Origin of the sequence: Micromonospora sp. WMMD735 (assembly GCF_049178995.1) — a bacterium.
GTDB lineage: Bacteria > Actinomycetota > Actinomycetes > Mycobacteriales > Micromonosporaceae > Micromonospora > Micromonospora wenchangensis.
The window spans coordinates 26,158-39,612 of the sequence record NZ_JBMHMJ010000002.1 but is presented as its reverse complement, the minus strand read 5'-3'; the positions used below and the strand labels follow the sequence as shown (position 1 = coordinate 39,612).

Below are 13,455 nucleotides of genomic sequence, written 5' to 3'. Positions count from 1 at the left end.
CGGACGACGAGGTTCCCCCGGCGGGGCACCGGCACCGGTCACGACCAGTCGAAGCGCATCCCCAACCGCTGTTCCAGCGCCGCGTTGTGCGGGGCGAAGTGGGCACTCAGCTCTTCCCGTACCTGATCCGGCATGGCGCTGCTACGCCGGTGGTTGTGCGCCTCGTACGCGGCGAGCTGGTGCGGGGGCAGGCCGAGGAAGTCCAGCACCCGGGCGTACGTGGCGGCCGGCTCGGCGTACAGCGTCTCGCTGGGCAGGATCAGCAGCTGGGAGCGGTCGAACCGGTCCAGCCACGGCGTCAGGTGCTCCAGGTAGCGGCCCCGGGCGCGGTAGGTGTACCAGTCGTACGCCTCGCTGAAGTACGTCGGGTCGGCGATCAGCCTCTCCCGCTCCCCCGCCGTCCGTTCCTCCTCCCGGGCCAGCGCCTCGGCGAAGTCCAGCGGTTCCCTGCCCTCGGTACGCCGTTCCTTCCAGTGCGAGTACGCCCGCTCCACCGGGTCCCGGAGCAGGAAGATCAACCGGACGTCGGGCATCAGCTCCGCCACCCGCTGCGGGACGAGCGGGTGGAACATGTACAGCGGCGCGGCCTCACCGACGCGGACCGGCCCACCGTGCCGGCGTTCCAGGGCCTGCCGGTGCCGGACCGTCGGAAAGTGCGACCGGTACCACGCCTCGCCCCGGCCCCAGTTCTCCTCGAAGTAGTGCGAGGTCTTGGTGTTCCAGGCCGGGAAGAGCCGGGGCACCAGGGGGTGCGCCAGCAGGTAACGCCACAGCGAGGTGGTGCCGCCCCGCTTGGTGCCGGTGATCAGGAAGTCCGGCAGCGGTCGACGGTCGCTGGTGCGTTCGCCGTACCGGACCAGCGAGCTGCGCACCTGGTGGGTCACCTGGTGCGGGACCACACCCTTGAGGCGGTCGCGGATCGTCATCGTCTCCCTCTCGTCACGCCGGTTTCGGCCTGAGCATCGTCACGGCGGTCCGCACCGTACGCCGGACCCGCCGGTCCAGCAGCAGCCCGACGGCGACGACCGCCAGCACCACCAGAGCCAGCGCCAGGCCGGCCACACCCCGGCCGGCGACCAGCGCGCTGAGCACCGCCACCACGGCCGCGCCGCCGCCGGCCCCGACCGCCGCCCAGCCCACCGAGCGGGTAAGCAGCGGCTCGCCGATCGCCACCCGGGCGGCGATCGCGGCCAGCACGTTCTCGGCGACCACGCCAGCCGTCCAGGCGTACGCCGCGCCGAGCGCCCCGTGGTCGGGGATGAGCAGGAAGCCCAGCCCGACGGTGAGCGCCAGCCCGACCACGGTGGCCTGGAGGTGGCGGGCGCTGTTGCCGCTCATCAGCAGCATCGTCTGCACGATGCCCACCCCCGAGTTGACCAGCATCGCACCGGCGAGCACCGCCAGCGGGGCGGCCCCGACGGTGAACCCGTCGCCGAAGAGGCTGAGGAACCCGGGTGCGAACACCGCCAGCAGCAGGTACGCCGGCCAGGACAGCAGGATGATCACGACGGTGACCCGCCGGTAGACCAGCGCCGCGTCGGCGGTGCGCCCCTGCCCGAGCAGCCGGGACAACTGGGGTGCGACGGCCACCCGCAACCCCTGCATGATCAGCAGCCCGGCCAGGGCGTACCGGCCGACCGCGCCGAAGACGCCGGACTCGTCCGCGCCGGCCAGCGCGGAGGTGAGCAGCACCCCGACCCACATGCTGCTGGCGTCGATGGCCGCTGACACCGCCCGGGGCAACGCGAAGCCCCAGAGGGTACGCCAGTCCGCGCCGTCCGGCCGTAGCCGCGCCCCGGCGAGCAGGCCGAGGGGCCGCAACAGCAGGACGGCGGCGGCGACCACGGCCAACGCCACCGGCAGCAGCCAGCCGCCGAAGCCGACGGCCACCCCGGCGCCGGTGGCGACGGTCGCCAGCAGCAGGGCGGGTCGGGCCAGCGGCACCAGCACGTACTGGATGCCGACCACGGCGGTCACCGGCCGGACCGCCCGGACGGCGGCGAGCAGCACGGTCATCGCCACGGTCACCGGCAGGGCGAGGAACGCCAGCCGCAGCAGTGTCGGCCCGTCCGACCGCTCGAAGAAGACCGGGGCGAGCCGGTCGGCGGTGAGCGCGCCCACCGCCGCCACGACCCCGGTGAGCAGGAGCACCGGCAGCAACGCGACCGGCAGCAGCCGGGCGGCGTCGCCGTCGACGCCGATCCGACGTCGGGGCAGCGCCCAGACCAGGGCGGTGTCCGCACCGGCGCAGCAGACCGCGCCCAGGATGGAGACCACGCCGATGGCGGTGAAGAGCGCACCGGAACCGTCGGTGCCGAAGCCGCGCACGATGACCACGGTGAGCAGGAAACCCAACGCGCCGTTGACCGCCGCGCCGACCAACCCGACCGCACCGCTGCGGGCGCTACGCCGTACCTCGCCGGCACCGCCCGTCGCGTCGGTCCCGTCGGCGACCGCCGGGTGCGCCCCCGGATCGGCGGAGCGGCGGTCGAGCTGCCGGGGCACCGCCGGAGTGGTTCCGGTTCCCGGTCGTCTCATCCCTGCTCCCTGCCGTCGTCGGTGCGGGTCTGGTCCCCGGTGTCGCGCTGGTCCCGGACGTGGGGCCGGCCGTCGGCCGGATTGCCAAGTGGGGTGTCGCCACCGGTGCGGGCGGGTTGCACCACCGTCGGCGCGTCCACCCCGCCGGCAGGCCGGGGACCGCTGACAGTGGTCGCCGCCGGAGGCCGGGCGGGAACCGGCGGCGGAGCAGGGCTCGGCGTCGGAGCCGGAACCGGGGTCGAGGTCGGAGCCGGGGTCGGGATCGGGGTCGGGGTCGGGGCCGGAACCGGGGTCGAGGTCGAGGTCGGAACCGGAGTCGGAGCCGGAACCGGGGTTGAGGTCGGAACCGGAGCATGGGCCGGAGCCGGAGACACGATCGGGCCCGGGGCCGGCCCGGCGGTCGGAGCTGCCGTCGGAGACGGCGCGGGGGGCGGCGTCGCAGCGGCGGTCGGGGACGACGGCTGGTCGGGAACCGGCGGTCGGGCCGGCCCGGGAAGGGGGATCGCGGTCCGGCGGGGCATCGGGTCGGGAACCTGCCCGGCTGGCGGGGGTGGGGGCGTGACCGGAGGCGGGGTCGGCGACGCTCCCCGGTTCGACGCCGGGGCGGGTGCGCAGGGGCGGGCCGGGGCCTGGGCCGGGGGCCAGGACGGGAGCGGGGCTGCTGGCCGGCCCGGAGCCGACGTCGACGGCGGGACCGGGGGCCCGACCGGGGACGTCGTCGCGGACGGAGCCGGGGTCCGGGGTGCCGGCGCAGGTGGGGCCGGAGTTGCCGGCGGGACCGGGGTTGCCGTCACCGGCGACACCGAGGCGCGGGGCGGGACCGAGGTTGCCGTCACCGGCGACACCGGGGCGCGGGGCGGGACCGGGGACGCCGCCACGGGTGGAGTCGGGGATCGGGGCGGGGCGGTGGGTGCCGGCGCGGGCGAAGCGGGGGGTGGCGCGGCGGCGGTGGCCCGGGTCGGCCGGGGTGGCACGGTGGCGGCGGCCCGGATCGGCGGGATCGCGACGGCGGCCGACGCCCGGGCCGGCACGGCAGCCGTTCCGGTCGCCGTGGCCGCACCGCCGGACGCCGTGCTGCCGGACGCCGTACCGCCCGACGTCGTGCTGCCAGACGCCGTGCTGCCGGACGCCGTACCGCCCGACGTCGTGCTGCCGGACGTCGTGCTGCCGGACGCCACGGTGCCGGCGGCCGGGGACGGCACGCCGACGCCGGCCGGCGCGGGGCGGGACGTGCGGGCGTCGACGACCCCGGGCGCGAGGGTCACCGCGCGGTTCACCGGCCCGCTGACCGCCGCCAGCCCGGCCCCGACGGCGAAGAAGATGACCGACATGTTCGGGTCGATGTAGGCGTACACCGGGATCACCACCAGGGCGATCACCGGGATGGTGCTCAGCCACTGCCCGGCCGGGGAGACCGCGCCGGCCAGCCGCTTGGCGATCAGCGCCAGCCAGCCCAGGAAGGCGATCAGGGCTGGAACGCCGTGGCTGTAGAGCACCTGCCAGATCATCCCCTGGGTGCCCAGCGGTTCCTCGGCGAGCGTGGTGTCGACGCTGTTCGGTGCGCCGTACCCGAGCAGGGGCGAGCGTTCGACGGCCTGGAGGGTACGGACGTAGAGGTCCATCCGGTCGACGTTGGTGTCGGTGCTGCTGACCCGGTTGTCGATCAGCTCCTGCACCGGCACCACCAGGCTGACCACCCAGACGAGCAGCACCAGTCCACCGATCGAGGCGATCAGCTTGGCGTTGCCGCGGATCAGCGCCCGCAGGCCCAGGTAGGTCAGCCCGGCACCGAGGCCGAGGAACATGCCCCGGTTGAGGGTCATGAACGCCGGCACCATCGACAGCGGCAACGACACCAGCAGCGCCACCCGGAACTTGCCGGTACGCACCGAGGTCAGGTACGCCAGCACGCACGGCACCAGCAGCGCGTAGGCCGTACCCCAGTTGTTGGTGTACGGGTAGGGCGCGGCGGTCCGGTAGATCGGGGCCCGGGAGACCGGGTTGAACTCGTTGGCCCGCACGTGGGTCAACGCCTGGATGAACCGTTCCCCCGACATGCTGCCCGGCAGCAGCATCTCCACCGGGGTGGTGAGCTGGAAGCGGGGGGCCAGCACGGCCAGCCAGCCGAGGGCGACCACGCCCAGCCAGTACCAGCCGAGCGGGCGGAGCACCTGCTCCCAGGGGACGCCGTCGCGGACCAGGTTGTAGACGTAGACGCAGACGATCAGCGCGGTCAGCATGAAGCCGAAGCGCAGCCCGGAGGTGAGGTAGGCGGTGGCCCGTTCGAGCCGGGTGAAGCTGAGCAGCACCAGGGCGAGCAGCACCAGCCAGCAGGCGGTGCCGGCGGGCAGCGCCACCCGACCCCGGGTGACCATCAGGCCCAGCAGCACCACCCCGAACACCGACCAGCCGAGATAGAAGCCGCCGAGCATCCACCACAGCGGGACCAGCCCGAACATGGCCAGCAGCGGCCAGGTGGGCAGCGGCGGCGGCCCGGCGAGTGATCCGGGCACCCGCCGGTCAGACACCCCGGCCCCGGCGTTGGGCGAGCTGCAGCACCCGCTCCCCCGACAGCAGCCCGAGCACCACCGGGACGGTCACCAGCACCCGCTTCTCCCGGGGGTTGAGCCGGATCACCCGGCCGAGTTCCCGTACCGCTTCGCCGCGCCGCCGGCCGGAGGCGAGGGCGAACGCGATCTGCCCGTGCAGCCGGGCCAGCCCGGTACGGCTGCCGGCCAGCTCGGGGTGCTTGTCGAGCAGGTAGCGGGTGGCCTCGACGATGGTCGCCCAGCGGCCGAAGAAGAACGAACCGCCGTGCCAGTCGACCACCACCAGCACCTCGGGCACGATCACCACCGGGCCGTGCCCGGCGATGCGCAGCAGCCACTCGTAGTCCTCGCCGTAGCCGCCGGGCAGTTGCTCGTCGACCGGGCCGATGGCCTCCCAGGTGGTGCGCCGGATGAGGATGGTGCTGGAGTGCACCTCCATGATCCGGTCCTCGACGAAGTCGGGCAGGCCGACCTCGGTCCGGTCGAGCTGCCGTTCCTTGGCGATGCCCGGCCCCTCCAGCCGGATGCCGCAGCTCGCGGCGGCGGCGTCGGGCCGCTGCGCCAGCAGCTCCACCTGCCGGCGCAGCTTCGCCGGCAGCCAGTGGTCGTCGTCGTCGCAGAAGGCGATCAGGTCGGCGGTGGCGGTGTCGAAGCCGGTGTTCCGGCCGCCGGGCAACCCCCGCCGGTGGGTGTTGTGGACGTACCGCAGGGTGCGCCCGGCCGGCACGTCGACGTCCAGTTCCCGCAGGTCGGTGTGGTCGTAGACGACGACGCACTCCACCGGTCCGGGGTAGTCCTGGTCGAGCACCGCGCGCACGGCCCGTTCCAGCAGGCCGGGCCGGTCCCGGGTGGCGATCACCACGGTCACCGGCGGGTACGCGGTGGTGGTCGGCTCAGTCACGCTTCTCTCCCGTCACCACGAACCCGACCGGTTCGACGCCCACCGAGCGCAGCCGTTCCACCAGTTGACCCAGCCGGCCGGTGCGGGTCTTGTCGCGGGCGGCGACCAGCACGGCCCGTCCCTCCCGGGCGGCTCGGACACCCCGTTCGTCGTGCAGGGCGGGTGGGGCGTCGATCACGGTGACCCCGGCGGCCACCGGGGCCTCCAGCGGGACCAGGCGTACCGCGCCGGCACCGATGCGGACCTGCTCACCGTCGGTGGCGGCGGGGGCCTCCTTGGGCAGCACCCGGGGGATGATCTCGGTCTTGTCCGCCGAGGTGGTGGTGGAGCGGTAGACGCCACCGTTCTTCGGGTCGTCGGTGGGGAACGGCCGGGGCTTGCGGACCGGCGGGATGACCATGGTGTCCTCCGGGTTGCCGCCGGTGGCCGGGGTGGTGGCCGGGGCCGGGACGCTGCTGGGCATCGGCCGGGGGCGGGGCACCCGGGGCCGGGTCTGCTCGACGGCCGGGTGCCGGCGCTGCGCGTCGGTGAGCAGCGCCCGGATGCGCTCCCGGCTCTCCGGGGCGACGCCCAGGCGTACCTCGTGCCCGGACTGGGCCAGTGCCGCGGCGACCCCGGCGGTGACCTGTTCCCGCTGCTCGTCGGCGGCGCTGGAGAGCAGGACCAGGGGCAGCGGGGTCGGTCCGTCCACCCACCGGCCCAGGGCCAGCACCAGGTAGCGCAGGTCGGTGTCGGAGAGCCGGCCCGAGCGGTCCCGCCCGACGGTGCCCAGCAGCGGGGCACCGACCAGCGCGGAGGCTTCACCGGCGGTGCGGACCCGGCGGTCCATGGACTCCCGGACGAAGGCGACCAACCCGCCGACGAGCAGGCCACCGAGGAGCCCGGCGACCAGGATCAGCGGGGCGGCGTCCCGGCTCGACGGGACGGGCGCGCGGGCGGCGCTGGTGACCGAACCGGGGCTCAGGTCCGCCGAAGCGATCTTGGAACGCTGCTCGGCGAGGGTGGCGAGCTGGTCGTTGAGCGCCCGTAGCTGGTCGAGCAGGGCGCTGGTGCGCGGCGACGGGCTGGACGAGCCCTGGTTGGCCGGCAACGACCGCTGGGTGGTGGTGCGCTGGCTGGTGACCAGGGCGATGGTCTCGTCGTACGACTTGAGCACCGCGGCGCGCTGGTTTTCGTACATGCCCTTGCGTAGTTCGAGGTACGACTCGGCGGCGCCGTTCGCGCCGTTGACCGCCTCGGTCTCGCTGTGCCCGGCGTAGCTGAACCGCATCACCTGCCCGCCGACGGGCGTCTCCACGGTGAGCGAGTCGGCCACGGAAGTGGTGTCCCGGCCGGTGATCGAGGCGACCTTGTCGATGACGTCGTTGCTGGTGGCGATCCCGCTCTCGGCGGTCATGTTGACCGCCCGGTCGGCGCCGCCGGAGGGCACCGAGAACGGGTCGGTGACCACCGGACGGACCACCACGGCCGTGGTGGCGGTGTAGGTGGCCGGGAAGACCAGCAGGTAGGCGGCCACCAGTAACAGCACCAGCCCGGTCGCGGCGAGCACCGTGCGCCACCGCCGCAGCGGAATGCGGGCCAACTCGGCCAGGCCGACCGGGCGCTGCCGGGCGGGAGTGACGTCGGTCACATCCATCAGTCAGGTCCTCTTGCGATGCGAGGGGTGGGCAGGTCGGCGCGGGCCGACGACGGCCCCGGGGCGAGCCGCTGGTTGTCCCATTGTCGCCGACCGCTCACCTGTGGTCGACAGCCGACCGGCCCCCTGCGCCACGGGCGGTCCGCCGGTGTCCGGGACACCGGCGGACCGCCCGTGGCAGGTGCGGCTTCAGGAGGTGGCGAAGAACAACGTCTTGCTCGACCAGTCCACGTCGCCGCCGGCCGGTGCGATCTCCACCGAGGCGGCGCCGTCGACGGCGGTCTCGTCGAACGGCACGGCCCGCAGGGAGCCGTTGGTGTTGCCGTAGACGATCTTACCGTCGACCCAGGCCATCCCCCGCACGTTGCCCCAGTTCAGGCCCACGCTGGGCAGGGTGAACTCGGTGCAGCCGACGATGTAGCCGTCGGGCTCCAGGTACCTGTAGAACAGCTTGTTGGTACCGGCCTTGGTGTAGTACATCCGACCGTCGAGGTAGAACGCGCCGGCCATCGTGGCGGGGTTGAACCAGTCGTTGTAGCCACTGCTCACCCAGGGTGCGCCCACCGTGCCGCCGGTGAACATCGACACACCCAGGTAGCTGCCGCCGGCGGCGGTCGCGTCGGTCTTCGACCAGTAGAGCTTGTTGCCGACCGAGAAGGCCGCGCCGGACGCGGTGAGGTTCGCCTGCGCGCTGGCCACCGGGGTGCCCAGGGTGGTGCCGTTGAACGACACCTTGGCGGTCTGCCCGTTGCCGGTCCCGACGTACAGGTAGCCCGAGGACGCCGTCGGCGCGTTGGTCGCCGCGACGGTACGGCCACCGGCGAGCGGGAACAGGCCCAGCCGCCCGTGGTACTCGTTGCCGAGGCCGTCGGAGTCGAAGCCGGCGTAGAGGCCGGTGCTGCCCCGCCACAGCTCCCACATGATCGGGCCCCAGGTGGTGGTGCCCGCCGGGGCGCCCGAACGGGTCGGGTTCCAGACCAGCGGCAGGCCGTTGATCGGGTCCAGCGCGCCGAGCCCGAACCGGTTGATCGCGCCGCTGCCGGCCGAGTCGTTGCCGTTGGCGTTGCTCAGCCAGCGGAAGTGACCGCCGACGTAGACCACGTTGTCGGCCACCTCGACGGAGGTCACCGAGTCGGTGCCGGTGTAGTTGACCCAGGTGGCGTCCATGGCCGTACCCCGGTCGGCGGTCTCGAACCGGGCGATGGCGTCGCAGTACGCCCCGTCGCCCCGGCCACCGTCGGCGATGATCACGAAGTACGTGCCGTCGTCGGAGAAGTCGACGTCGCGGGCGTAGAACGGGAACGAACCGCTGTAGCAGGGCGCCACGTAGCGCTGGGTGCTCCAGTTGGCGACCGTCGGGGTGCCGTCCAGGTCGACGACCACCACCTGGTTGCGGGGCTGGCCGTTGACCTCGGTGAAGTTGCCCACCGCGACCAGCGTCTTGCCGTCGGGGGCGACGGCCAGGCCCCAGACCAGCTCGCTGCTGGCGCGGGCGACGCTGGCGTCGATCTGGAAGCTCGGGTCGATCGCGCCGGTGGTCGCGTCGAGCCGGGCCAGCAGCGAGTGCTCGGTGCCGTTGACCCAGTGGAACGCGCCGGCGATGTAGAGCTTGTTGCCGACCACGACGGTACGGCGGACCAGGCCGCCGTCGCTGCGGCCGACCCAGCTGGCGACCGTCGCGCCGGTCACCGGGTCGAGCTGGACGAGGTTCTTGCGGCTGACCCCGTTGACGTTCTTGAACGCGCCACCGACGATCAGCTTGCCGTCGGGGCTGGCGGCGAGGGCGTGCACCGCGCCGTCGAGCGTGGGGCTGAAGTCGGCCTTGAGCGCCCCGCTGGTCCGGTCGTAGGCGAACAGGTAGTTGCGTGAGGTCCAGCTGGTGGCGCCGGCGGCCTTGACCGAGGTGAAGGAACCGCCCACGTAGATCGTGTTGCCGATCTCGGCGAACGCCTTGGTGTCGCCGTCCTGCGCGTGCGGAATGTTGTCCGCCGGGTTGGCCGAGGTGAGGGTGCTGGTTACCGGGGTGAGATCCGCCGCGTGGGCGGGCGCGGCCAGGAGGCCGACCGCGAGCACCGGTGCGGCGAGCACGGCGAACCACCGCCGCCACACCGGTCGAGACGTTCTGTGAAGCACTGGCGCCCCCAAAAAAGAAGTGAGATCGTGCGTAGCTTGCTCTGCCCGGACATTTCCCACCATCAACCGACCGGTCCGGTCGGCCACCGGCTCGGCCCTGTCCTGCCGTACGGGTCGCGTCCGGACGACCCACGCAGGACGAGAATCGCGCATCGACCGGCGGAGCCCACCACCGGGCCGCCCGTCCCCGATCGGCCTCACGCCGCCTCCGCCCACCGGAACGCCGGGACGACTCCGGTGGCGGTCACCGTCCAGGCCGCCGCCCGGGTCAGGTCGTCGGCGGTGACCGCGTCGGCCTCCCGGGCCAGCACCAGTCCGCGTCGGTCGAGCTCCCGGGCCATCTCCACCTGGTGGTCGTCGACGTGTTCGCCGTGGCGGGCCCGGCGCGGCACGTACACGGCGCGGTGGCCGGCGCGCATCGCGGCCAGCGCCGACCCCACCCCGGCGTGGGTGACGATCACGTCGGCCTCCCGCATGGCCTGCTGCATCTCGGCGTACGGCACCTGCCGGCGGGCACCGGCCGGCATCCGGGGGATCCGGGTCGCGCCGACCTGCCAGAGCACCTCCGCCTCGGCGGGCACCACGTCGACCAGGCGTTGCAGCAGACGCGGGAAGCCGAAGCGGTCCTGGGTGCCGAGGGTCACCACGATCTTGGACAGGGGGCGCGGGGCGGCGGGCGCGGGCGCGTACCCGTCGAAGATGGAACCGCCGTAGCGCCACCGGCCGTTCGCCCAGCCCGGGTACTGCGTGTAGAGCCGGGTCCGGGGCACCCGGGCGACCAGCCGACCGGTCAGCGACGGGCCGACGGTGCGGGTGGCGCTCTCGATGTAGTGGCAGTCCAGGCCGTGCCGGGCGGCGGGCAGGAAGAACGACATGGCGACGCTGGCACCGGTGCTGATCACCCGGCGGAACCGCCCGTCGCAGAGCACCCGGCGGGCGGCCAGCAGGTCGCGCAGCGCACCCACCGGATCGCGGGTGCTCGCCGGGGGTACGTGGATGACCTCGTGCCCGTCGAGCAGTGACCGGCTCTGCGGTGAGTCGAACGTCGCCCACACGCAGTCGTGCTGCACCCCGAGCCGGGGCAGCAGGTCGTGCAGCTCGGCGAGGTGCCCACCGGTGGAGGCGACGAGGAGGGTGGTCACGGCGGTGGCCCAACTTCTGTGCGAGGAGGGGTGGGGGCCGGGTCCGGACGGCGCGGGAACGGGTCGCGCCCACCGGACGGGGGTACGGGTCAGGTGCCGGTCAACATCCGGTCGTCGTCGGTGGTATCCGTCGGCACCGGGGCCACGGGGCGGCGGACCCGACCGTCGGCGACCAGCACGGCGAGCACCATCACGCCGGTCAGCAGGGTGCCGAAGAACCACCCGCCGAACACGTCGGTGAGCCAGTGCTTCTCGGCGTAGATGCGGGTGTAGCCCTCCACCGAGACCAGCACGGCCAGGGCGGTGACCAGGCCGATCAGCACCCGACGCGGCAGCCGCCAGGTCAGCGCGGCCAGCACCAGGATGGTGCCGAAGGTCATCAGCACCCGGCCACAGCCGCCGGAGGGGTAGGTGCCCAGGTCGGTCGGCGGGTGGCCCCGGTCGACGACCTTCGCGAGGATCGTCTGGGTGTACTGCTCGACGACGAACTGCAGCGGCATCGCCACCAGCGGGATCCACCAGCGGCGACGCCGCCAGGCGATGGCGAAGCCGATCGCGGCCACCACGGTCACCCACTTGAGCGGGTAGCGGTCGCCGATCGGGGAGATGAACAGGTTGACGTCCTCCCAGAAGCCGACCCGGTGGGCGTGCACGTAGTCGAAGACCCGGTGGTCGACGTGGGGTTCGAGCCGGGAGATCGCCTCACCGACGGGCCAGCACACGGCGACGACCGCCGAGCACCCGGCCAGCAGCACCACCACGGCCGCGCCGACCCGGCCGAACGCGGCGGTCAGCCCGGACAGGGCGATCCGGAACCGTTCGGCCGTCCGGCCGGTGGCGACGGCCGACATCCAGCGGGACGCCAGCACCGGAACGACCAGCAGCGGCACCAGCACCGCCAGCACGGCCAGCAGGTAGACGATGGTCACCGGAAGTCACCGCCGCCCACACGGCAGGTGACCGGGGCATGGTCCACCCCGGGCTGAATGACACGTGACGATCCCATCGTGCTCCCTGATTGTGCCGGCCGTCGGCCGGGCCTCCCCCACACCTGCGCCCCGGACGAGGTCCCCACGTCGTCCCGGGCCGGACCGACCACGCCGTCACCGGCCAGTAGTCGTCGAGTGGGGCCACCCTAGTGGAACGTGAGGCGGCTTCGGTAGCGGCGGTGACGGCAGTGAGGGCTTTTCGCCGTTTTTCCGGTCGGGACCCCGACACTTGTCCCAGCCCACGGGAAACCGCCGGTCAGGGGCGGGGCGTGCCCAGCCGGTCGGCGAGCGTGTGCAGCAGCGCGGGGTGCAACTTCGCACTCCAGCCACCCCCGCCGGCGGCCAGTTCCGCCGTCCGCAACCACAGCTCGACAAGATAGGCGTCGGCGACGAACTGACACCCCGCCGGGTCCAGGCCGAACGCCGCACCGTGCCGGTCCAACAGCTCGACCATCTCCCCGGTCGCCCCCGCCACGTCCCGGCCGCCCAGCGACAGGGCGCTCTGGAACCCGTGGTGGGCGAGATCGAAGCCGAGCGGCCGGTCGGCGCCGCTGTTCTCCCAGTCCCAGACGACCAACCGCCCACGGTGCCGGCCGAGGTTCCACGGCACCCAGTCGCCGTGCCAGTGGCCGAACTCCACCGGCCGGTCGCCGTCGCGGGCGGCCAGGGCCGCCACCGCCGCGACCACCGGACCACCGGCGGTCGCGGCCCGCGCGGTCAGGTCGTCCAGGAACGCCGAACCGCGCAGCGGCCGGGGTGTCGACGGCGGACCACCACGCCGGGCCACCGCCAGCATCGCGGCCACCTCCGGGCGCAGCGGACGACGGGGGCGGCGCACCCGGGCCGGCATCGGCTCGACCAGGGTCACCGCCAGGTCACCCCAACCCACCTCGTCCAGCAGCCGGGGTACGTCCGGGAAGTCACCACCGTCGCGGGGCAGATCCCGCAGCGCGGCGGCCTCCGCGCGCACCATCGCCCGGGTCGCGTCGTTCCACCCGATCTTCGCGTACGCCCGGGCGACGCCCCGGTCGTCGAAGAGCTGCAACGTCGGCTTGTGGTGCGGGTCCGGCGGCCGGATGCCGATCGCGGCGTGCAGCGGTCGGCCGGCCAGCCGGCCCAGGTGCTCGGCGAGCAGCAGCTCGGCCGGGTCGGCGTCGGTGGGCACCGCCACGGTCAGCACCGGCATCCGGGCCAGCCCGGTCGCCCCGAGCCCGGCCAGTATCCCGACGGCCAGCCGGTTGGCCCGCACCCGGGGCGGGCGCAACGCGTTGTACGCCAGCGTCGACGCCGCGCCGACCCGGCGGGAGGCGAGCGGAAGCAGGAACCTGGCCCGCTCCACCGAGGGCACCACGGCGTACCGGACGACCGGGCGGTGGGTGGCGGGCACCGGGTCCGGCGGCATGCCGAGCCAGAGCCGGGGGTCACCGAAGATGGCCCGGGTCACCCAGCCCACGCCGTCCTGCCGGGTCCGTGGGTCCGTCGCCACCGTCATGCCCTCCACCTGTCCCGCCCGACCGCCGCGCGCTGGCGGCCACGATAGGACCAGCGGACAAGCCGCCGCCCGGCG

Annotated in this window: 9 protein-coding genes; all 9 read right to left on the bottom strand. The window is 73.9% G+C overall.

Features of this window, described 5'->3' with window-relative positions; genetic code table 11:
• Nucleotides 1-38 precede the first annotated feature (38 nt).
• Entirely contained in the window at nt 39-926 is an 888-nt protein-coding gene (locus tag ACN268_RS00530; RefSeq protein WP_421481216.1) for a sulfotransferase domain-containing protein, read from the bottom strand.
• A gap of 13 nt (nt 927-939) precedes the next feature.
• On the bottom strand, nt 940-2,538 hold the full coding sequence (locus ACN268_RS00525; RefSeq protein ID WP_421481215.1) for a lipopolysaccharide biosynthesis protein: 1,599 nt from the start codon (nt 2,536-2,538) through the stop codon (nt 940-942).
• A complete protein-coding gene (locus ACN268_RS00520) occupies nt 2,535-5,051 on the bottom strand; it encodes an O-antigen ligase family protein (RefSeq protein WP_421481214.1) in 2,517 nt (838 codons plus the stop codon). The genes ACN268_RS00525 and ACN268_RS00520 overlap by 4 nt, the downstream gene beginning before the upstream one ends.
• Nucleotides 5,052-5,058: 7 nt before the next feature.
• Nucleotides 5,059-5,988 (bottom strand): glycosyltransferase family 2 protein, encoded by a 930-nt coding sequence (locus ACN268_RS00515; RefSeq protein ID WP_421481213.1) that lies wholly within the window; start codon nt 5,986-5,988, stop codon nt 5,059-5,061.
• Nucleotides 5,981-7,624, bottom strand: a complete 1,644-nt coding sequence (locus tag ACN268_RS00510) for a hypothetical protein (RefSeq protein ID WP_421481212.1) — start codon at nt 7,622-7,624, stop codon at nt 5,981-5,983. The genes ACN268_RS00515 and ACN268_RS00510 overlap by 8 nt, the downstream gene beginning before the upstream one ends.
• A gap of 189 nt (nt 7,625-7,813) precedes the next feature.
• Nucleotides 7,814-9,712: a delta-60 repeat domain-containing protein gene (locus ACN268_RS00505; RefSeq protein WP_421486776.1), complete on the bottom strand. Its 1,899-nt coding sequence runs from the start codon at nt 9,710-9,712 to the stop codon at nt 7,814-7,816.
• A 242-nt stretch (nt 9,713-9,954) separates the two neighbouring features.
• Complete coding sequence (locus ACN268_RS00500) at nt 9,955-10,899, bottom strand: glycosyltransferase (RefSeq protein WP_421481211.1); 945 nt, start codon at nt 10,897-10,899, stop codon at nt 9,955-9,957.
• 89 nt (nt 10,900-10,988) lie between these two features.
• The gene (locus tag ACN268_RS00495) at nt 10,989-11,828 is read right to left on the bottom strand and encodes a hypothetical protein (RefSeq protein WP_421481210.1); all 840 of its coding nucleotides are present in this window, start codon (nt 11,826-11,828) and stop codon (nt 10,989-10,991) included.
• 316 nt (nt 11,829-12,144) lie between these two features.
• Nucleotides 12,145-13,380, bottom strand: a complete 1,236-nt coding sequence (locus tag ACN268_RS00490; RefSeq protein WP_421481209.1) for a hypothetical protein — start codon at nt 13,378-13,380, stop codon at nt 12,145-12,147.
• Between the last annotated feature and the right edge of the window lie 75 nt (nt 13,381-13,455).

Coding starts and splice junctions, on each gene's coding strand:
- ACN268_RS00525 (WP_421481215.1), bottom strand. CDS start 2,538: ATGAGACGACCGGGAACCGGAACCACTCCGGCGGTGCCCCGGCAGCTC.
- ACN268_RS00490 (WP_421481209.1), bottom strand. CDS start 13,380: ATGACGGTGGCGACGGACCCACGGACCCGGCAGGACGGCGTGGGCTGG.
- ACN268_RS00530 (WP_421481216.1), bottom strand. CDS start 926: ATGACGATCCGCGACCGCCTCAAGGGTGTGGTCCCGCACCAGGTGACC.
- ACN268_RS00510 (WP_421481212.1), bottom strand. CDS start 7,624: ATGGATGTGACCGACGTCACTCCCGCCCGGCAGCGCCCGGTCGGCCTG.